The 21,762-nt window shown below is 64.8% G+C and carries 15 protein-coding genes; 6 read left to right on the top strand and 9 right to left on the bottom strand.

Annotation, left to right across the window (positions count from 1 at the left end; translation table 11 throughout):
• On the top strand, window positions 1-1,123 hold a 1,123-nt coding region (locus VGE27_RS10655; protein WP_331049631.1), incomplete at its 5' end, for a family 43 glycosylhydrolase.
• Complete coding sequence (locus VGE27_RS10650) at window positions 1,120-1,860, top strand: rhamnogalacturonan acetylesterase (protein WP_331049630.1); 741 nt, start codon at window positions 1,120-1,122, stop codon at window positions 1,858-1,860. The genes VGE27_RS10655 and VGE27_RS10650, both read left to right, overlap by 4 nt.
• Before the next feature lie 89 nt (window positions 1,861-1,949).
• Here the strand turns inward: VGE27_RS10650 and VGE27_RS10645 are convergent, their stop codons facing one another.
• The 5 genes from VGE27_RS10645 to VGE27_RS10625 all read right to left on the bottom strand — a co-directional run bounded on the left by VGE27_RS10645 (window position 1,950) and on the right by VGE27_RS10625 (window position 10,391).
• Window positions 1,950-3,563 (bottom strand): RagB/SusD family nutrient uptake outer membrane protein, encoded by a 1,614-nt coding sequence (locus tag VGE27_RS10645; protein WP_331049629.1) that lies wholly within the window; start codon window positions 3,561-3,563, stop codon window positions 1,950-1,952.
• 14 nt (window positions 3,564-3,577) lie between these two features.
• On the bottom strand, window positions 3,578-6,766 hold the full coding sequence (locus VGE27_RS10640) for a TonB-dependent receptor (RefSeq protein ID WP_331049628.1): 3,189 nt from the start codon (window positions 6,764-6,766) through the stop codon (window positions 3,578-3,580).
• Window positions 6,767-7,122: 356 nt separating this feature from the next.
• Window positions 7,123-8,616 carry a cyanophycinase gene (locus VGE27_RS10635; protein ID WP_331049627.1) on the bottom strand — a complete coding sequence of 498 codons (1,494 nt, stop codon included), beginning with the start codon at window positions 8,614-8,616 and terminating at the stop codon, window positions 7,123-7,125.
• A 115-nt stretch (window positions 8,617-8,731) separates the two neighbouring features.
• The gene (locus VGE27_RS10630; protein WP_331049626.1) at window positions 8,732-9,487 is read right to left on the bottom strand and encodes an energy transducer TonB; all 756 of its coding nucleotides are present in this window, start codon (window positions 9,485-9,487) and stop codon (window positions 8,732-8,734) included.
• A gap of 154 nt (window positions 9,488-9,641) precedes the next feature.
• A complete protein-coding gene (locus VGE27_RS10625; protein WP_331049625.1) occupies window positions 9,642-10,391 on the bottom strand; it encodes a TVP38/TMEM64 family protein in 750 nt (249 codons plus the stop codon).
• Window positions 10,392-10,406: 15 nt separating this feature from the next.
• Here VGE27_RS10625 and VGE27_RS10620 point away from each other — a divergent pair, with 15 nt between their 5' ends.
• Window positions 10,407-12,110: an amidohydrolase gene (locus tag VGE27_RS10620; RefSeq protein WP_331049624.1), complete on the top strand. Its 1,704-nt coding sequence runs from the start codon at window positions 10,407-10,409 to the stop codon at window positions 12,108-12,110.
• An 81-nt stretch (window positions 12,111-12,191) separates the two neighbouring features.
• Here VGE27_RS10620 and VGE27_RS10615 read toward each other — a convergent pair whose 3' ends face one another.
• Window positions 12,192-14,993, bottom strand: a complete 2,802-nt coding sequence (locus tag VGE27_RS10615) for a M14 metallopeptidase family protein (protein ID WP_331049623.1) — start codon at window positions 14,991-14,993, stop codon at window positions 12,192-12,194.
• A 222-nt stretch (window positions 14,994-15,215) separates the two neighbouring features.
• Between VGE27_RS10615 and VGE27_RS10610 the strand changes: the two genes are divergently transcribed.
• On the top strand, window positions 15,216-15,713 hold the full coding sequence (locus VGE27_RS10610; protein ID WP_331049622.1) for a hypothetical protein: 498 nt from the start codon (window positions 15,216-15,218) through the stop codon (window positions 15,711-15,713).
• 134 nt (window positions 15,714-15,847) lie between these two features.
• On the opposite strand, the gene rpsD is transcribed toward VGE27_RS10610, so the two are convergent.
• From rpsD to VGE27_RS10595, 3 genes are all read right to left on the bottom strand, one after another.
• Window positions 15,848-16,465, bottom strand: coding sequence for a 30S ribosomal protein S4 (gene rpsD, locus VGE27_RS10605; RefSeq protein ID WP_331049621.1), 618 nt, complete (start codon window positions 16,463-16,465; stop codon window positions 15,848-15,850).
• Complete coding sequence (locus tag VGE27_RS10600) at window positions 16,465-16,878, bottom strand: hypothetical protein (RefSeq protein ID WP_331049620.1); 414 nt, start codon at window positions 16,876-16,878, stop codon at window positions 16,465-16,467. Before VGE27_RS10600 ends, rpsD begins: the two co-directional genes overlap by 1 nt.
• Before the next feature lie 228 nt (window positions 16,879-17,106).
• Window positions 17,107-20,079 carry a S9 family peptidase gene (locus VGE27_RS10595; RefSeq protein WP_331049619.1) on the bottom strand — a complete coding sequence of 991 codons (2,973 nt, stop codon included), beginning with the start codon at window positions 20,077-20,079 and terminating at the stop codon, window positions 17,107-17,109.
• Window positions 20,080-20,181: 102 nt separating this feature from the next.
• Between VGE27_RS10595 and VGE27_RS10590 the strand changes: the two genes are divergently transcribed.
• Window positions 20,182-20,559, top strand: coding sequence for a GntR family transcriptional regulator (locus VGE27_RS10590; protein WP_331049618.1), 378 nt, complete (start codon window positions 20,182-20,184; stop codon window positions 20,557-20,559).
• A gap of 119 nt (window positions 20,560-20,678) precedes the next feature.
• Entirely contained in the window at window positions 20,679-21,596 is a 918-nt protein-coding gene (locus VGE27_RS10585; protein WP_331049617.1) for an ABC transporter ATP-binding protein, read from the top strand.
• Window positions 21,597-21,762 lie beyond the last annotated feature (166 nt).

Below are 21,762 nucleotides of genomic sequence, written 5' to 3'. Positions count from 1 at the left end.
GGTGCGCCGCATGCAGCCGGATGGGCGTGCCCTCATCGATACTGGGCAGTTCGCTGGCACGGTGGTGTTCCTCGACTCACTGCGCCATCCCACCGCCGAAGGCCCCAAGTTTTACAAGCGTGACGGCTGGTACTGGATCTTCGCACCGGCGGGCGGCGTGGCGACGGGCTGGCAACTCGCGATGCGCAGCCGGTCTCCGCTTGGGCCGTACGAAGTGCGCACCGTGCTGGAGCAGGGCGCCACGCCGGTGAACGGACCGCACCAGGGTGCATCGGTGACGCTGGCCAATGGCGAGTCGTGGTTTCTGCATTTTCAGGATCGCGGGGCGTACGGGCGCATCGTGCACCTGCAGCCCATGCAGTGGCGCAGCGATGGCTGGCCCGTGATCGGCCGTGCCGGCATCAATGACACGGCCGGCATACCGGTGACGAAGGCAACAATGCCGCGTGTCGTGGCAGGTCAGCACGCGAGTCCATCGTTGCAGACGTCCGACGAGTTCGACCGCGCCCGCCCGGGGCCGCAGTGGCAATGGCAAGCCAACCCGCAGGCTTCATGGCTCGACACCACCGCCAACGGTGTGTTGCGCCTGCGTGCGGCGCCACTGGCGCTCCCCGCGCGCAATTTGTGGGACGCGCCCAATCTGCTGCTGCAGAAGTTCCCGGCGGAGTCGTTTGATGTACAGGTGCAGCTGTCCACCAAGGGGGGTATGGCCGGCGACCGTGCCGGGTTGGTCGTGTTTGGCCGCGACTACGCGTGGATCGGCTTTGTGCGCACCGCCGCGGGCTGGGACCTCGTGGTCGCACAACGCACCGATGCCGACAAAGGTCAGCCGGACGTCGCGCAGGTGCTGCGATCGTTCACCACCGAAGCCGACGTGCAGCGCCTGGTCGTGCGCCTCGAGGTGCGAAGCGAAGGCCGCGACAGTGCCGCCGTGGCGTTCCGCTACAGCACCGACGGCACCACCTTCCAGACCGCACCGGGCACCTTTCGAGCCCGCGAGGGGAGCTGGGTGGGGGCGAAGTTCGGGCTCTTTGCCACCAGCGTGTCCATGACACCCACACGTTCGCCCATGACGCTCACCACGAACTATGTGCGGGTGACGTCGCACGTGGAGAAGCCATGATGATGCGCACGGCGTTGTTGGGAGCCGTACTGGCCGCGTCGCTCGCGGCCACGGCCGCGCCATCGCCTACGTTGTATCTGATCGGCGATTCCACCATGGCCGACAAGCCCGATCCGGAGCGCAACCCGGAGCGTGGCTGGGGACAGGCGCTGCCCGCACTTGTCGGCCGTTCGGTCACGGTGAAGAACCACGCCGTGAACGGCCGCAGCACCAAGAGTTTCATCGATCAGGGGCGCTGGGACAGCGTGCGCACGGTGCTCAAGCGCGGCGACTATGTGTTCATCCAGTTCGGGCACAACGACCAGAAGACGGAAGACTCGTCGCGCTACACCGCGCCATTCACCGCCTATCGCCGCAACCTCGAAAGGTTCGTACGGGAGACACGCGCCGCCGGTGCGGTGCCCGTGTTGTTCACATCCATTGTGCGCCGACAGTTCAATGAGCACGGCACCCTCGTCGATACGCACGGACTCTATCCGTTGGTCGTGCGCGATGTGGCACGTGACCTCGAGGTGCCGATGATCGATCTGCAGCTACTCACCGAAGAACTGGTCCAGCGCATGGGGCCGGACAGCTCCAAAGCACTGTACGTGTTCACCCGTCAAGGACAATTCCCTGCGTTTCCTGCCGCGCGTGAAGACAATACCCATCTGTCTCCTCGTGGCGCACAGGAAGTGGCCACGCTGGCACTCACCGCTCTGCGCCAAACACTCAGGAACGCTCCGTTCGCCCGCTGAGCCCAGAAGGCCAGGCACAGGGAAATGACAAAGGGGCTCGCCAGATCTGGATGGCGAGCCCCCTTGTGCAGCGGTGCGTCAGTGTCGACTCACCACCCCGTGTTCTGTGTGAGCAGCGGGTTGAGGTCGCGGGCGCGCTGCGGGACGGGCATGAGCTTGAACTTGTCCGCCACCGCCACACGGGCCTTGGGATAGCGGCTCGTGCGGAAGGTGTACGAGGCGCCAATAGCCATGGCCGCTTCGATGCGCGTCTTGGACCAGGTCCAGTTGCGCTGCGAGTCGAAGTAGCCATTGGGGCCTTCCATGGCCAGCTCGAGACGGCGCTGCAGGAACACCGAATCGCGGAACGCCGCCTGCGAAAGCCCCGGCGTGAGCGCGCCAATGCCGGCCCGCGTGCGCACCGCATTGATCGCCGCATAGGCCGGTCCCGTGGGACCTGACAGCTCGTTGATGAGCTCCGCTTCCATGAGCAGGTTGTCGCCGTAGCGCAGAATGATGTAGTTCGGCTCGTCGTTGCCGGCCGTGACCGACAACTTGTCGAGGAACTTGGCCATGTTCGGCGCGATGGTGGAGTCGGTGCGCGTGGTGCCGACGAAGAACGCGCCACGCGGGTTGGCCGTGGTGACCGTCCACGTTGCCGTGGTGGCGGCCTTGGTGGTGTAGGTCAGCTGCCAGGTGGCCGCGCGACGCTTGTCGGCCGCGACAAACTCGTCGAAGAACGGCTGCTCAGCGTTGAACGAGCCATTCTGCGACGCGCCGTAGTTGGACAGGCGCGGTGCTACCTGGTTGGAGAGCCGGCAGCCAATGCCCGTGGACCGCGAGCACTGAATGTCGAAGATCACTTCGGAGTTGGCTTCGTTCGACATGTCGAACAGCGTCGCGTACTCCGTGACCAGTGCGTAGCCCTCGTTGGCCTTCACATCGTTGATCAGCTCGAGCGCCTTGGTGTAGTCAGCCGTGCGATTGGCCGAACCCGCCGGCGCAATGCTCGCCCGATGCAGATACGCCTTCGCCGCCATGGTCTTTGCGGCGCCCCGCGTGGCTCGGCCGATATCCGCACCCGTGTAGTTGCGCGGCAATGCCGTTGCGGCCTCGCTCAGGTCGCGGAAGATGAGGCCCCATACCGAATCGGCCGGCGAACGCGGGCGCTGCAGGTTCTCGATGGACACCGTCTCATCGGTGATGAGCGGGACATCGCCGAACAGGCGCACGAGGTTGAAGTAGTGCTGGGCGCGGAGGAACTTGGCCTCAGCCACGATACGGCCGCGCAGCACCGGGTCCATGTCGATGGCGGGCACACGACCGATCACCGAGTTGGCCCGGTTGATGGCCTGATACGCACCCTGCCACGTGGAGTAGATGTAGGCGTGGACCGCCGTGAAGGTGTAGTTGTCCACCAGGCTGCGCTCGTTCGTCGCACTGAGATACACCGTCTGCATCTCGGTGGGGAACTCGCTGAGCATGATGAAGTTGCGGCCGTAGTAGCCGTCGCCCGTGGTGTGCGTGGCGGTCGCGTACACACCGGCGATGGCCGCCAGCGCGTCGGTGGAAGTCTGGTAGAAATTCTCGGGGCCCACGAAATCGTAGGGCACTTCCGTGAGGAACTTGTTGTCGTCGCAGCCGGCCACGCCGGCCAGAGCCAGTGCCGCGGTGGCACCGGCGAGGATGCGCTTGTACAAGGTCCTGTACAGGTTGGTGTACATGAGTCGGTCGCCGGTCAGTAGTTGATGTTCATGCCGAAGGTCCACGTGCGGGCCAGCGGATACGCGCCGACGTCCACACCGCGGTTCAGATTGCCGACGCTGATGGAGCTCACATCCGGGTTGAAGCCGGTGTACTTGCTCCACGTCTTCACGTTCTGGCCGGTCACGTACACCCGGGCACTCAGGTTCTGCTGACGCAGCCACCGCTGCGGGATCTGGCGCGAAATGGTGATCGTCCGAAGGCGGAAGTACGAACCGTCCTCGAGCAGCTCCTGTGTGATGTCGGCATTCAGGAAGCCGGCACCGGCACCGATGCGCTGATACTTGCCGTCCGGATTCGTCGGACTCCACGCGTCGAGGAAACGGTCGCGCGTGACATTGAGCGCCGGTGACGCACCATTGAGGCGCATGTTGTTGAGGTTCAGGATCTGCGCCCCGTACGAACCGTCGAACAGCGCGCTGAACTCGAAGCCCTTCCACGACACGTTGTTTGTCCAGCCGATCACGTAGTCGGGATTCGGATCACCGATGATCGTGCGATCGTTGGCGTCGATCAGGCTGTCGCCATTGATGTCGATGTACATGCGGTTGCCAAGGCCCGGCACGGTGCCGCTGGCAAACCGGGTCTTGGCACGCCAGGCGAGCAGCGACGTGCTGTCGCGGAACAGATCACCCGTCGGGAAGCCGAAGAACGCGCCGATCGGCTGGCCCACCTGCACCACCGACGACGTGGCGTTGATATCCGACGACGTGCGCTGCGAGGCGAAGATGCGATCCACGCCGCCCAGGCTCAGCACCTTGTTGCGATTGCGCGTGTAGTTGAACGTCGTCGACCAGCTGATGCCGCCGGCACGCGCGCCACCCTCGAGCAGCTTGAGCGTGATGCCTGCCTCGATACCCTTGTTCTCGATCGAGCCGGCGTTCACGAACGCATTCTGGTAGCCCACTTCCGACGGCAGGTCGATCTGCAGCAGCAGGTCATCGGTGCGCTTGTTGTACCAGTCGAACACAAAGTCCACGCGACCCTTGAGCGCCGTGAGGTCGAGACCGACGTCATGCTGCGTGGTGGACTCCCAGCTCAGGTCGGGGTTGCCGATCGCGGCGGGGTAGTAGCCCGGCGCCAACTGCCCGTTGAACGTGTACTGCTGCGGCGTGAGGCGCGTGAGCGACTGGTACGGCGAAATCGATGGATTGCCGACCACACCATACGTATACCGCAGCTTGAGATTGTCGATCAGGCTCAGGCGGCGCATGAACGGCTCTTCCGACAGGCGCCACGACACGGCACCGGCGGGGAATACGCCCCAGCGGTTGTTCGCGCCGAAGCGCGACGAACCGTCGCGACGGGCGCTGGCCGAGAAGAGATACCGGTCGAGCAGCGTGTAGTTCACGCGACCGAAGTACGACGCCAGCGTCCACTGCGAACGACCCGATGAGACCGTGGGGCCGCCGGCCTGCGAGCCGGCACCGATGTTCTCGAAGCCCGTGATGTCGGAGACGAAGTTGCTGTTGCGCATATCGCCGCGCGTCGAGTTGAGTTTCTGACGCGAATAGCCGGCCAGCGTCGAGAACACGTGCTGCGAACCGATGTTGCCGTTCCAGGCGAGCGTGTTTTCGTTGAGGAAGCTGGTGTTGTCGGTCGTGGAGCGAATCGCGCGACCGTTCTGGCCAAAGCCCTGCAGCGTCGTGCGCGGGTAATACGTGTCTCGGCCACGGAACGACAGATCGGTGCCCACCGTGGAGCGCCACACCAGTCCCTTCAGGATCTTGTACTCACCGGCCACGTTGGCCAGGATGCGCGTGTCGAACAGCTTGTCGTTCACCGCGATGGCCGATGCCACCGGGTTGGGCACGTTGCCAGCCGCGATGCCCAGATCAAGCAGCGCCTGCGGGAAGTCGGTGCCCAGCAACGTGTACGTGCCGTCGGCCCGGTATGGCGTCATGATCGACGGATACTGCAGCGCGGCACCCACGGCGCCGGCGCCCGCGTTGAGCGAACCGTCGGTGGGGATCTGCGAACTGTTCACGCGCGACAGCAGCACATTCGAGCCGACCTTGAGCTTGTCGCCGATCATCTGGTCGATGTTGCCGCGCAGTGAGATGCGCTTGAAATCGGAGTTGTCGACGACGCCATCCTGCTGGAACACACCGCCCGAGATGGCGTAGCGCGTGGCATTGCGTGCCGTCGAACCGCCCGAGATGCTGATCTGCGCATTGCGAATGGCGGCCTGACGGAAGATCAGGTCCTGCCAGTCGGTGCCAACGCCCAGCGATGATGGATTCGCGTAGGGCTTGGGCAGGTTCTGCGTCTCCGCCCATGCATTGGCGAACTCGCCGAACTGGGTCGCATCGAGGAGGTCGTAGCGCTTGGCCACGACCTGCTGACCCTGAAAGAGATCGATGGCGATCTTCGGCTTGGCGCCCTCTCCACGCTTGGTGGTGATGAGCACGACGCCGTTCGCGCCACGCGATCCGTAGATGGCGGTGGCCGATGCGTCCTTCAGGATTTCGATGGACTGGATGTCGCTGGGATTCAGCGCGGCCAGCGGGTTGGCCGGCGTGGTGGCTTCCCGGCCACCATCGAGTCCCGAGGACGTGGAGAAGTCGTTTTCCACCGGGAATCCGTCGATGACGTACAGCGGTTCATTGTTGCCGTTCACCGAGGAGCCACCGCGAATGCGGATGGACATGCCACCACCCGGCGCTGACGATGCCTGCGTCACCTGCACACCCGGCGCGGTGCCTTGCAGCGTCTGTTCGAGCGACGTGATGGGTGTGCGATCGGTGTTCGGCTGCACCGAGGTCACCGAGCCCGTGATGTCGGAGCGCCGCTGCGTGCCGTAGCCGACGACGACCATCTGGTCGAGCGTGACGCTTACGACTTTGAGGGCGAAGTTCGCCACCGTTTCCTGTCCTGCGGTGACCACCACGGTATCCACGCGAGCGTTGTAGCCGATGAGGGCGGCGCGGAGGATGTAGCGACCGGGGGGCAGGTTGGTGAGTCGGTAGCGACCGTCGGCGTCGGTGCGGGTACCGAGCTGGGAACCGACGACTCCGACGCCGGCATTGGCCAGCGGAACGGCCGCGTCGCTCATCACCCGACCGGCGATGCGGCCGGTGGTGGTGGTTTGCGCCGCAATCGGGTGCGCCGAGAGAACGAACGCGGCGAGGAGCGCCGTGCCGAGCCTCTGTGTCGAACGCATGTGGGCAGGTCCTGGTGGGGAGGGCATTGCACCTGGTCAGAGGAACAACGGCGACCGAAGCGCAGGGGTGACAGCCGGGCGGGGGAGCTGTCGGGGGAGGCGAGATTGTTCACGGGACGAACAATGTGGTCCGTTCAAACGGGCTCGAATCAGCCCGTTCCCGGCGACCGTTGTGGCGGTCGCGGACCACTATTGTTCGTTCAGAGAACTAAAGTGGGTTAAGAAAAAGCCCGTAAAGGCTTGCCAAGAAGCTGTGACATCCTGGCGCGTTTGTAAAGAGTCGGGGCAAACTCCAGCGTGGGTTCGCCGCCGCCCCTCGGAGCCGATCACGGTCCAAGGGGCGTGGCGATACCCCGTCAGTTGGCCGTGAGCAGCCGTCCCACCAGACGTTCAGCCGGTGTCCGGGCGTCCGCGGCGCCATCGCCAAAGAGTACCAGGACCACGGCCCGCTGCTCAGGCAAGCGCAACCAGGCACCGCCCGTGCCGCCGGCGCCGGCAAAGGCGGTCTGACGCGTGCCGGCGGCGCTGCGGTCGACTGCAAACGCGGCGGGCAGTGCCATCGTGTCCGGCGTGCCGGGGCGGACCGTGAACCGGCCCAGGTCGAAGCGGTAGAGATCGTCCACATTGCCACGCCAGCGGCGCGTGGCGGTCTCGAACTGCAGGCGCTGTGTCCCGCCCACCGATTGCACGCGCCGCACGGCACTCTGACTCACGGTGCCCGCGCTGTCCGGCCCGAGCGCGCTGTTCAGCACCATCGAGAGCTCCCCCAGCGGCATGAGCGGCGCACCCGTCTCCGGTGTGAAACGCGGCTGGATGGGCACGCCGTACGAGCGATTGACCAGTACCTTGCCACCGCGCGCAACGAGCACGGTCGCGCCACCATGGGCAGCGTCGCGATATGGGGCAAACACCGAGTCCACGAATGCCGTCGTGAACCCGGTGCCGTCGCCCGCACGCGACATCACACGACGGGTGCCGAGGTTGTAGCGATCACCGGGATGCAGCGTGAGGAACGGGCGGCCCGTGTCATTGGCATCTCGGCCGTTGTACACGAACGCCTTGTTGCGCCCGATGATCTCTGCCGTATCGCCGCGCACCACCCACGCCGTGCCCTCGTCTTCCGAGATGGCCAGCAGGTCGGGGCGACGTGATGTCACTGAGTCGTACAGGTCGGGCAGTCGCTCGCGGGCCACCACGTGCTGGTCGATGGCCGTCCCGCGCAGGTACGCAAAGCCTTCGAGATACTGCGGATGGTTCATGATTCGATTGTCATTCGAGGGCGCACCACGCACGAGGTAGCTGCCCAGAATGCTCGCACCGGCTGACGAGCCCCCCACCACGCCGCCACGGGCCAGCACGGCTTCGAACGCACGCTGGCTCTTCGTGCCCATATACGAGTTCACCAACCGGTAGTGGCGACCACCACCAAACCACACGCCGCGCGCGTTGGCGATCTTGGCGACGAAAGTATCGGCATCGGCCACCGCGCGACTCGTGGCGTGGTACGCCACCACGTTGCGGGCGCCGGCAGCACGCAGCCCGCGTCCGACGGTCGACATATCGACGGAATCAGAGCCGGCCGTGGGCACTTCCACGATGAGTGCATCGGGACCGCCCGCCAGCTCGATGAACCGCGCGAAGATCTCCGGTCCCTGAGCGCCGCCACCGACCACGACGACCGAGCCCGACGCAGGCCCGACCCGTGGTGTGCCATCGGAGGTGGCGCCGGGAGAGACCGAGCGCCCACCACAGGCGCTGGCGGTGATCGCGACAAGGCCAATCACGACCGCGCGGCGCAACCAGGGTGATGTCGCGCCGCTGGAAGTCAGAGGAAGGGCAGGGGCAGGCATGGCAGCGTCCCGGTGCAGGCAGGAAGTCGTTGACGACTCACGATCGCTGGGCATGGCGCGCAGCGTCGGTGAATAACGTTCCTGCCAGCCGGGCCGCTGTCGAGTGGTCGTTGGACTAGTGGAGCGTAAACTGGAAGGGCTGCTGCACCAGTTGCGCGACCTTTCGCCCACCGATCTCGGCCGGCACAAACCGCATGCGCGAAAGCGCCGCGCGTACCGACGCGGTGAACAGGGGATGATCGCTCTGCAGCGCCGTGAATGACTCCGGCAGCGCACGGCCCGTGGAATCGACCACGAACTGCGCGAGCACCATACCCTGTGTGCCCACATAGCGCAGCACCTCCGGAAAAGCCGGTCCCTTGCTGCCTGGCACCAGCACCACGGGCTTCTCCACCTGGAATTCCGAGAAGTAGCCGTTGGGCGATGTGGCGGTGGTCGCATTGCCCGTGCCGCCGTGAATGCCGTTTGGCGAGCCGCGGCGTCCGCTCGCGAAATCCGCGTCGGAGGTGGGGGCCCGCGAAAGATCGATGGGTGGGATGCTCGTGGGGATGTCGATCACGGTGGGCAACACGGGTACCAGTGGCGGGGCCGCCGTGGCCGGCGTCGCCACCGATGTCCGGGGCAACGTGGCTGCTGCGACCGGCGGCGTTGCGGGCGGCGGCGTCTTGGGCGTGGACACCGTCATCTGGATCCGCTCTGGCGCGGGCGCTTTGAACTTGGCCTGTCGCTGTGTGGCGGTGAGCGCAATCAATCCCAGCACCACTGCGCCGTGCACAAGCATCGAGATCGCGGTGCCACCGGCGCGGGAACCATTCTGACCACGAACGTTCTGGACAGTGGTGGCGCGTGATTCAAGCAAGAGCGTGAACATGCAATGCCTCCTCGAGAGTGGTTGGCTCGAGGATAGGACGGCATCGTGATCAGCCCATGACGAGGTCATGACTGACCGATGAGCTCTGCGTTAGCGCTCGATCACCAACACATTAGCGTCGGCTGAGCGCGGCATTACGGGATGATGACGAACGTCAGGGCGCGACAACGTTTGATTCGTCGCGCGGCGACGTCCGATCGGCACCACGATCAGCACCGCGATCGGCATCGCGAAGCGCCTGCTGCGTGATGCGGGCCAGCAGTACTCCAAGCAGTACGGTGGCGGCGATGCCCACGCCAAGGACCCAAGGTGGCAACGATTGCTCATTGGCGCCCCGCGTGCCGGCATGCCCAAGCGCCGCGTAGGCACCGATCACCGGCAGCATGCCCACCATCGCGAACACGAAGTCGCGGAGCCGCACGCTGGTGGCGCCCAACGCATAGTTGGACAGCACAAAGGGGATCGCCGGCGAGAGACGCAACAGAAACATCAGCTTGAGGCCGTCCTGTCCAACCACTCGATCAATGGTGGACAGGGTGGGGTTCTGCGCGATGCGTTTGGTGACCCAGGTGCGCAGCACGGTGCGGCCCAGCAGGAAGGCAATCGACCCGCCAATCGTTGCGCCGATCAACACCAGCGAGGCCCCCTGGGCGATGCCGAACACGGCGCCACCGGCCATGGTGAGCAGAAAGGCCGGCAACATGCACACCACCACCGCTACGTACGCACCCACGAATGCCACGGGCGCCCATGGCCCGAGGGTGTGCACCCAGGCACTGAAGCCCGGCAGGTATGGGGTGGCGAGTTTGCCCACGGTCACGCCGAACACGATGGGGATCGCCATGCCCACGATCCGCACCATTGCCTGCAGTAGAGCTTTTGGCTCGCGGAAGGAGGTTGCCATGGCCACAATATAGCCATGACCAACTTCACCATCCGTGCCCATGCGTCACGGGATCGTTCCGTGTTCCGGCTGTTGACCACCGCTGGAGCGTTCTCCCTCGCCCTGTCTGCGGCGGCCTGCGCCGATCGTCAAGGACAGCCGGCCACCCTGGCCATCGTGAATGCGCGCGTGTGGACGGGTGACAGCACTGCGCCCTGGGCTGAAGCCGTAGCTATCGCCAATGATCGGATCACGGCCGTCGGTACGACCGACGAGATCCGGCGCATAGCGACCAACGCCGAAGTGTTCGATGCGCAGGGTGGCATGGTGACGCCCGGCTTCATCGATTCGCATGTGCACTTCCTCGACGGCGGACTGGCGCTGTCGTCGGTGTCACTGCGCGATGCTCGCACGCGCGAAGAGTTCGTCACGCGCATTCGCGACTATGCGCGCACGATTCCCAAGGGACAGTGGATTCGTAGCGGCGATTGGGATCACACCAACTGGGGCGGGGAGTTGCCCACGCACGAATGGATCGACTCGGTCACCCCGGACAATCCGGTGTGGATCAACCGACTGGATGGCCACATGAATCTGGCCAATCAGTTGGCGATGACGGCGGCCAAGGTCGATCGCAACACGGCCGATGTGGCCGGTGGCACCATCGTGCGCGATGCGAAGGGCAATCCCACCGGCATCTTCAAGGACAATGCGATGGGGCTGGTCGATGCCGCACAGCCACCGCGCAGTGCCGCCGAACTCGATCGTGCGCTCGATACCGCCATGGCCTATGTGGCGGCGCGTGGTGTGACCAGCGTGCACAACATGGGCACCTTCGAGCACATCACCGTGTTCGATCGGGCGCGTCAGCAGAATCGTTTGCGCACCCGCATCGTGGCCCAGGTGCCGCTGGCGCAGTGGGCCGCGTTGCGCGACACCGTGAAGGCGCGCGGCAACGGCGACGCCTGGCTGCGCATCGGTGGGCTCAAAGGCTTCGTGGACGGATCACTGGGCTCGCACACGGCCGCCATGCTGCAGCCCTTCACCGACGTGCCCACCGACACGGGATTGTTCGTCACGCCGGCCGAAAGCCTGTATGCCTGGACCAAGGGTGCCGATGCCGCGCAGTTGCAGGTGGCCGTGCACGCGATCGGTGACCGTGCCATTCGCACCCAGCTCGATGTGTTTGAACGTGTGGCGCGTGAGAATGGCGCGCGCGATCGCCGTTTCCGGATCGAACACGCACAGCACATCGCACCGGAAGACATCGCGCGCTTCGGTCCGCTGCAGGTGATTGCCAGCATGCAGCCCTATCACGAAGCCGACGACGGTCGCTGGGCAGAGCGCGTCATCGGTCCCGAGCGCGCGAAGGGCACGTACGCATTCAAGTCGTTGCTCAACACCAAGGCGCGCGTGGCATTTGGCAGCGACTGGTTTGTGGCCCCGCCCACGCCGCTCGAAGGCATCAAGGCAGCGGTCACGCGGCAGACGCTCGATGGCGCACATCCCGGTGGTTGGGTACCCGAGGAGCGCATCACCGTGGAAGACGCACTGCGCGGATACACGACGGGCTCCGCATTCGCCGGCTTTCAGGACAAGGACGTTGGCATCATTGCCAAGGGCCGCCTCGCCGATCTCGTGGTGATCGATCGCGACCTCACCACGATGCCCGCCGATTCCCTCGACAAGGCCCAGGTGAAGCTGACGGTCATTGGTGGCGTGGTGCGCTTCAAGCGCTGAGCACTAGGGACTCGCAAAAGAAAGCGGGAGGTGGAGCATCGCGCTCTACCTCCCGCTTCTTCTTTCAGCACTGCAGGCTGCTTACTGCACGGCCTTGTCGGGGCGCTTGAAGCCACCGTCCAGCGCGTTCAGGAACAGCTTGTACGTGCCATGCGGCTGCGAGCGGAAGAGCACTTCCGGTCCGAACAACCAGATCGAACCCTTGCCCATCTGCGCTTCGGCCATGGCCGTGCCGCCCTTGAGCAGCTCCTGACCCCACGCCCAGCCCGACGTCAGCGGCTTGTCCGTGTCGAACGTGGCGATGGCGCGCACGCCCTTCGCCGCGGCGTCCGGTCCAAGCTTCATCACGGGGCTGTTGTCGAACATCACGCTCGGACGCGGCGCCATGCCGGTCGCGATCGTCATCGACGTGTCGACCTTCACTTCGAGCAGCGAGCCCGGGATGTAGTACTTCTCACCCGGATACGCGCGACCCGTGTTGTCCACGAGGTAGTTGTCGATGGGCAGGCCCATCGCCTTGCCGAGGCCGATCGACGAACCGATCGCGACCACGCGGCCACCTGCTTCCACGAACGCCTTGATGGCGGGCACCGACTGCTCGGCCGTCACACGACCCAGCTGCTTGCGGTACTCGGCCGGGATCAGCGTCGTGTCGGGCGAACCACCGAACCCACCGCCGAAGCCCGGGCGATCGGTGAACATACCGTCCGTGAAGACCAGCACATCGTACTTCGCCTTGAGGTTGCCGGCGTCGATCTCCTGCGGGAACACCACGGCGAACGGATACTCGAACTTCTCGAGGATCAGGCGCGTCCAGCCGCTCGGCATGTTGCCGCCGTAACGGTCGACGAGGCCGATGCGCAGCGGGGTCACCGGCTGCGAGGTGGCCGGCTTGGCGTTGGCCGCAGCGAAGTTCACGCCGAGGTCCTTGGCCGCCTGCGCCACGACCTTGTCGGCCGCGCCACCAGCGGGGATGAACCACGAGCCGGCGGGCCACGTCACGTCGCCGTCCTTAAACGACGTCGGGATGCGCGAAGCCTTCACCTTCACCTTGCCGAGACGATTGGCGACCGTGGCCGCGTCGTTCACGCCCGGGTGGATGAAGTAACCGGCCTTGCCCTTGGCGACCGTGCCGGCGGGCATGGTCGTGATGCCGATGACCTTCTCGAACGAACCACTCGGCGGCGCATCGAGCACACGCTCGAACTGCACACCCATCTGGTAGGCGAGCGTCCAGCCGGCGTTGTCGTACGGCGGGATCGGCGGGCCACCCGGATAGCGGAAGTCATTCGGGTGATCCTGCGGCTCGAACATGTCGAGCACGTGCGAACGGAACGCCTGATCCGTCTTGATGACCCACGAGCCGGCCGGGAACTGCTTGCCGTTGGCCGAGAACGCGGCGTTGGCCTTGAGCACATCCACGCCCGAGTACTGGAGCGCCTGGATGAACTTGGTGGCCGTCGGGAAGTCGTTCTGCGCGCTGCTCAGGATGTACGCACGCGGATCGCGGTTTTCGGGCTTCTTGAGTTCGGCCATGTAGCGATCGTTGGCGACCGCGCTGCCGATGTTGCCACCACCACCGCCGCCACGCGGGCCACCAGCGGCCGCCTGCTGCGCACCACCGCTCGCGCGATCAGCGGTGATCTTGGCGATCATCGCATCGACACGCTTCGGCGAGATGGTCCAGTTGTCCTTCTGACCCGCCTTGATCTGGTCATTGCCCATGACCCAGCGGTTGAACAGGAACGTCTCGCGGTAACGCGACGCCATGTCGAGGAAGGCGTAGTTGGCCGACACCGAGTAGTCGACGGACTGGCGGAAATGCCATTCCTGCGGCTCGATGGGCACGGGCAGACCGGCCGAACGCACCTGACGCTCCGGCACCAGCGCGATGCGCATGGGCGTCGGGTTGCCGATGGTCTCGGTCAGGATGCCGATCTGGTTGTGATAGTAGCCGGTGGTGCGAAGACCACCGTTCCACCACGTCGAGTAGTTGGAACCGGCGCGGAACGTGAGGCCCGGCTTGTGCTCGAGCACGAAGCGGTGGTTCAGCGCGGCGCCCACGAGATCGAGGCCCGTGATGATGGCCGGGTGGAACCAGAAGTTGGCCGGATCACGGTACGGCGGCGCGGCCATCACCGTACCGGTCGGGCCGGTCTGGTGGTGGTTGTACATGATCTGCGGATGCCACTCGATGAACAGCTGCCTCGACATGTTCCGCGTCTCGGCGAGCGCGTTCATGTACGAGTCGCGGTTGTTGTCGTGGCCCGCGTACTTCTCGTACAGGCGCGGGATCGTGCCGCTGGTGCGGCGCAGCTTGTCGGGCTCCTTCATGTACCAATCCGAGACGAGCTCCATGCCGTCCGGGTTGGCGTGCGTCATGAGGATCACGACGTCATTCAGGATGCGCATCGTCTCGTCGTCGGTGCGGCTGGAGAGCTGCCACAGCGTCTCCATGAGCTGCTGCGCGCCGAGGACTTCAGTGGCGTGGAGGCCACCGTCGATCCAGAACACGACCTTGCCTTCCTTCGCCAGCGCGGTCGCGGCGGCAGAGTCGAGGCCATCGGCCTTCGCCAGTTTGGTGGCGATTTCCTTGTAGCGCGCCAGCTTGGCGTGGTTGGCCGGGCTGGTCACGATCGCCATGATCTGCGGCCGGCCTTCTTCGGTGCGCCCGATCGTATCGAGCGTCACGCGGTCGCTTTCCTGCGCGACCTTGGCGAAGAACTGGTTGAGCTTCGTGTAGTTGGGGAGCTCGTAATCGGCTCCGATGTCGTGCCCGAAGAACTGCTTGGGCGACGTTCGCTGCTGGGCCGGTAGCGCGAGCGGAGCCGCGACCGACATGAGGGCCAGCGAAAGTCGGGTGACGCGACGCAGTCGAGTCATGCGAGGGGACGGGTGGAGAGGATGCAGGGACTGACGGGTCCGGCGGCCGGATACCCCGGAACGTGGCGGGACACTGGGGTTACGATGGGCAGCCGGGAGGCGTTGGGCAAATCTACGGATGGCACCACGCCTTGGGAGCCGCAATTTTTGCACGCTTGGAATCACGCGCCGCCACCGGACAATGACGGCGTGATGTCCGCCTCTATCTCGGAGAAATCCCCGATGTCGCATTCGATTGCCCGCCGTGCCCTCGCGGTGACTTTTGTCACGCTCGCCCTGCCGATGGCTGCTTTGCAGGCCCAGCAGCCGCCGGCCAAGACCGAGCCGGCCAAGGCCGCGCCGGCGATGGACCACAACCGTATGGATCACGGCGCGATGCACGGCGCCAAGGCCGATGCATGGAAGGAGCTGGACGCCTACCACATGCTGATGATGGCGACCTGGCATCCGGCCAAGCAGAACAACGACATGGCACCGATCCGCGCCAAGGTCGGCGAGATGGTCGCGGCTGCCAAGGTTGTGGCGGCGTCGAAGGCGCCGGCCAGCTGTCAGAAGCCCGAGCTGCTCAAGGCGCAGGCGGGGCTCACTGCTGAGACCGAAAAGGTCGCGACGCTCGTGAACAAGAAGGCGTCAGATGCGGACCTCAAGACGGCGCTTGGCACCCTGCACGAGAAGTTCGAGGTGCTGGAAGAGGGGTGCAATACGGGGATGAAGCATTAAGAGTTCGGATTCGTTGTTTGATTTCTAGAGGATGACAGGGAGGAGTTGGAAAGATTACAGGGAGCAGGTTCCTGCTTCCCGCACACTCTCCAACTCCTCCCTGTTTCCTCTAGAAACAGAACGAAGAATCCTTATTACCGCGCATAGTACTCCACGATCGCCGCGTCATTGCAGGCGAATGGCACGCTCTCCCGCGTCGGCGGCGCAATCATGCGGCCTTCCAGCGGCGAGTCATCCGTCTTGGCCAGCCAGCCCGGCAGCTTGACCTGTGGGCCACGCGCCAACTGCTCCTGCACATGCGGGTTCTCGGCCATGCGCGGGTCGAGCTTGATCATCTCGCCGGTACGCAGGCGATAGCCCGGACGGTCGACGCGGCTGCCGTTCACGTATACGTGGCCATGCACCACGAGCTGGCGGGCCGCCGGGATGGTGCGGGCAAAACCAAGCCGGAAGACCACGTTGTCGAGGCGCGCCTCGAGCATGGCGAGCATCACGTCACCCGTGCGGCCCGGGCGGGTCTTCGCCATGGCGTAGGTGCGACGGAGCTGGTTCTCGGAGATGCCGTAGTGGAAGCGGACCGCCTGCTTGGCCTCGAGACGGAGGCGATACAGGCTGACCTTGCGACGGCGCGCCGTGGACTGACCATGCTGACCGGGCGGATACGGCCGACGCTCAGCGTCCTTGGACGTGAGGCCGGGCAGCTGAATGCCCAAGCGGCGAATGATCTTCAGACGGGGACCAAGGCGGCTCATCAGTCTTCCTCCAGGGGTGACCACCGCCGGAAGGCGGCATCGGTGGGATCTTCGAGAATGGGGGCGTCCTCGGGGTCCTCGGGATCCTGGTCCTGGCCGAGATTGGCGAAGAGACGGGCTCCGGCGAGGAGACGGTGGAGCTCGGCGACCTCTTCCCGGCGGAACCGGAACCCTGCGCCATTGTGCCCGAGCCAGATCACGGCATGGTCACTTGGGGTGCTACCGGGTCGCATGCGGCCTGTGTCGTAGGCGGCGACTGTATCGGTAAGGGCAGAGAGGTCGGCGGCGTTCATCGAGAGGATGGCGTTACCGAACCGCAGTTCGAACGCGCCACAGGCTCGGCAGCAACGCACGAACCCGCGTCGGGACTCGAACAGCATCTCCTCGTGCACGTGCGGAAATTCTTCCGCCATGCTGGCCTCCGTGTTGGTTGAGAACGACTTTCATATAACGTGATGAAGTATCAACAGTGAACAATGATAAGAACACTCGGAATTATACGGAACTGGTTTATTCGGATTTATCTGATATCAAAAAGGGGACAGGGAGGAGTTGGAGAGGGTGCGGGAAGCAGCGACCTGCTCCCTGCGATCTCTCCAACTCCTCCCTGTCCCCTCTTGATATCAAATCACTTCCTTACTTCACATCGCCACCTTCTTCGGATCCAGCTTCTTCTTCTGATCCCGCAGGTGCTCGTCCATCTTGAGCCGCGGAATGCCGTTCTTCAGCCACTCCGGCGCCGGCTGGCCCTTGAGGTACGAGTCCCAGTACTCCATCAGGCGCTGCGAGTAGTCGCGACGATTGCGCAGCTGCGACAGGCCGTGATTCTCGCCCACGTACTCGAGCAGGATCACGTCCTTGTTCATCTGGCGCAGCGTGTTGTAGTACGTGATGCCCTGATTGAAGTCCACGGCACCATCCTTGTCGTCGTGCAGGATGATGAGTGGCGTCTTCACCTTGTCGGCGAATCGGTTCGGCGAGTTGCGCTCGTACGCCTCGCGGTTCTCGATGAAGTTGCCCTTGAAGCGGCCCTGCGAGCTCTGGAAGATCGCCTGGTTGGCGCCACCCGTGTTCCAGTACACCGAGCTGTACATGCTGATCATGTCGGTGAGCGGCGCACCGGCCACGGCACTCTTGAAGATGTTGGTCTGCGTGACGAGGAACGACGTCTGATAGCCGCCCCACGAGTGGCCGTGCAGACCCACGTTGGCCGAGTCCACCACACCGGTGCGAATGGCGGCCTTCACGGCGGGCACCACGCTCCACACCGCGCTCATGCCCGGATCATTCAGCTTGTACACGATGTCCGGCAGGAACACCGCGTAACCACGCGACGTGTGCACACCGATCAGCGCGTTGGGTGAGCTCGAGAACGTCGGCGAGTAGAACGAGTTGAGATTGTCCGACTGCAGCTCGTAAATGAACGTCAGCGTCGGGTACTGCTTGCCTTCCTGATAGCCCGCCGGCAGGTACAGCGCGCCCTGCAGCGAGTCGCCCTTCTCGGTCACATAGTTCACGAGACGCGAGCCCGCCGACCATGCCACGCCGTTCATGTTCGGATTGGCATCGGACAGGCGCACTGAATCGGCGAGCGCATTGCTGCCGAAGCTCACGCGCCAGTAGTCGGGGAATCGTGTCGATGTCTGGATGGTGGACACCCACACATCGGCGTTCTTGGCGCGAATCGGCGCATGCCGCGCATCGCGCCAGCCCGTCACCGACACCACGCCATTCTTGGCGGGATCGATACGCACCACCGATTCCTTCTTCGTGCGGGCCTGCATGGCCACGATGTACACCGGCTTGGTGAGGTCGATCGTGCGATCGGTCAGATCGGTGCGCACCACGCGGTTGTAGCGAATGCGCTCGGCGCGCCCGTTACCGGTGAGGTTCGCCCAGCTCTTGCCGCCCAAACCCACACGCCACACATCGTAGTTGTCGCTGATGAGCACGAAGCGGCCGTCACGGCTCCAGTCGATGAAGTCCGTGGACGGACGATCGACATTGTGATCGTCTTCGGTGTCGATGAACGACGTCGGTGCACCGGCGGTGATGTTGGTGACATTCTTCGTCGCCACATCGTACGCATGGAAGTTGCCGTCATTCCAGAACAGCACCGTGCGACCATCGGGTGACAGCGATGACGTGCCAACCATCCGCTGCTTCACCGTGACCCGATTGCCGGTACGTACATCGGTGAGGTACACGTCGCGGTACTGAATGCCGTCCACGCTCGCCTGCCGTTCGTACGGCTGGTTCTCGCTGCTCAGCAACCAGCGATCGTGCGCGCCCACCGAACCCGTGCGCACATCGGCGTTGGTCAGTTGCACCACCGCCTGTGTCGCGGGCAGGTAGGTGGCCATGAACGAGAAGCCCTTGTCGGCCTGTTCCTGCACCAGCTGCATGCTCTGCAGACGCGGATCCTTGTGGTGCCACAGGATGAGCGTCGGGCGATCGTCGTCTTCCAACTGCTCGCCGCGCGGCAGCGGCGGCGTGGACACGCGCAGGCCGATCAGCATCGCGTCCTGCTGCTCCAGCCAGCGCGGCGCGCGGTCGGGGCTCACTTCCATACCGTTGGGCAGGGTGGCCTTGCCGCCCTGACCCACGGTCACGAGCTGCTGCGTGGGCGCGCCCACACGCGAGACACCCACGGCGGCCCACGTGGTATCAGTCGCGGCGCTGTCCGCCGTGCCCTTGAGGAACGCGAGTGCGTTGAGCGTGTCGCTCCACGCGAGGCGGCGATACAGCGCCTTGCCGGCGTCGAGCGACTTCACGATGCCCGTGGCCAGCTCGCGCAGCTGCACGCCGTTGCCGGCCTGTTCGCGCGCGTCAATGGCGTAGGCCAGCCAGCGGCCTTTGTTGTCGAACGAGAAGTCGGCGACGTTGCCCACGTTGAACAGCGTGGTGGTGCCGAGTTCGTGGAGCAGCATGTCGGTGCCTTCCACGCGACCACCGCCGCCGCCGAGCGGATTGCCGCCCATGCCCGGTGCACCAGGGGCCGGTCCACCAGCACCGCCGGCGCCACCACCACCTGCCGGTGCGTCGGGACCATAGGCCTGCATGGCGAGCCACTTGGGCGTGTCGCCACCAAAGGCGATGCGACGCACGCGGTCAAACTCGCGCTTCTCACCGGAGGCCAGGTCCACCACCAGGGCCTTGCTCACCACCGGGCGGCGCTGCTGACGCAGCCGCTTCTGTTCGGCGGCCTTGGGATAGACCAGCATGGCTACCCACTTGCCGTCGCCCGCGAGCTGCAGGCCAGGCAGGCTGCCACCACCGAACGGACCGCCAGCTGCAGCCGGCGCTTCACCGATCGGGAATCGCATCTCCTTGCCGCCGGCTGCGGTCTGCTTCACCACCACTTCGGCATCACCCTCATTGGGCGCGACGATGTAGGCGAACCAAGCGCCGTCGTTGGAGAGTGTCGCGCCGCGGATGGTCTTCCAGGCCGAGATATCGGCGGCGGTGATGGGGTGTGTGGCGCCCTGCGCGGCCAGCGGGGCAACAGGCGTCGCCGCAGCGATGGTCAGCGAGGCAGCCAGCAGGGCCGCTTTCGGCAGGAGCGCGGACCGCGGGTGCGGGCGCGTGAGCGGGCGCCGGTGAGGCGAGGACATCGGAGCTCCAATTGAAGAAGGGACGCCCGAAGATACGCGCGAAACCCGCACCGGCGCTGCGGTTTCTTGACGGTAGGTGTACTAGTACGCATAGTAGAGTAGATGCTGTCGTTTCCCGTCACTCTCGTAGCCGGACAGCCACCCTTCCGGCAGGTCGTCTACGCTGCCACCCGTGCCATCGTGTCGGGGCAGCTGGCTGCGGGCGCGTCATTTCCGTCGGTGAGGGACATCAGCCAATCGCTGAAGATCAATCCCAACACGGCGCACAAAGTGGTGCTCGAGCTGACGCGCATGGGATTGCTGGAAGTGCGGCCGGGCGTGGGCACCGTGGTAGCGCCCCCCGTCCAGAGCTCGCCCCAGACGAGAGCGGCGCTATTGGCCGATCAGACGGAAGCGCTGGTCGTCGAGGCGATGCGCCTTGGATTGACGCGCGACGAACTGCTGGATGCGCTCCGGAGGCAATGGGATGCGCTGTCATGAGTCTGAACGATGTGCGGTCACCGCAGGCAGGACGCTGATCCATCGCGAACAGCGCATCCCACCGCTATGAAGAATTCCGCGAGAAGAATTCCTCGGCAACGTCTTTCAGGAGTCGGGCAATGAATGAAGGAGCAGGGCGGACCGCCATCGCAGTACGTGGATTGCACCATCGATATCGCAAGCGCGAGGTGCTCACCGATCTCGCGCTCGATGTACCCGAGGGAGCGATCTACGCGTTGCTCGGCGCCAACGGTGCCGGCAAATCGACGTTGCTGCGGCTCGTCGCAGGCATCGATCCGGTGCAGCACGGCCAGGTCACCGTGTTGGGAACCGATGTGCAGCGCTTGCCGTTGGCACTGCGGCAGCAGATGGCCTATGTCGCCGAAGGACAGGAGTTGCCGAGTGGTCTTCGGGTGCGGCAATTGGAGGCGTACTGCGCGCCCTTGTATCCCACGTGGGACGCCACCCTCGCCACGTCATTGCGTCAACGCTTTGGTGTCGACGCCAATCAGCGTGTGTCCGAGATGTCGCGTGGTGAACGCATGAAGGTGTCGTTACTGCTGGCGCTCTCGGCCCGGCCGCGGCTGCTGATCATGGACGAACCGTTCACCGGTATGGATGTGGCCGTGAAAGATGACCTGGTGCGCGGACTGCTCGACTCAATCGGCGAGCATGGCTGGAGTGTGCTGGTTGCTACGCACGACATTGCCGAGATCGAGACGATGGCTGATTGGGTCGGATTTCTGCGCAATGGCCGGCTCACCGTATCTGCGTCATTGGAGTCATTGCAGGCTCGGTACCGTCGGGTCGATCTCACGCACGATCCGGCGATCGCTGTCGCCTGGCCGACCGACTGGCTCGCGGTACAGACATCCGGTGCACGTGTGACCGCTCTGATCCCGCGCATTTCGGAAGAAGAGATCGGTGCAGTGGTGCGCAGCAGCGCTGGCGACGACGCGCGCTATCTCGTGAGCGAGCCGACACTCAAGGAGCTCTATCTGGCGCTCGGACATACCATGCCGCCGAGCTTCGCATGAACTTCTCACGGCGAGTTACGACGTCCTTTGCAGCTCGACTATTTCATCAGCTGCGCTTCGATGTCACGCGCATTCGCTGGAGCGTGTTTGCCTTCGCCGCGGCATTGTACGTCACATTGCTGATCAGCTCTACCTCGGGTCTGGAACCGACCGAGGGGCCGTCATA

Origin of the sequence: Gemmatimonas sp. (assembly GCF_036405635.1) — a bacterium.
GTDB lineage: Bacteria > Gemmatimonadota > Gemmatimonadetes > Gemmatimonadales > Gemmatimonadaceae > Gemmatimonas.
The sequence above is the reverse complement of the archived record's forward strand: the minus strand, read 5'-3'. Positions and strand labels throughout refer to the sequence as shown.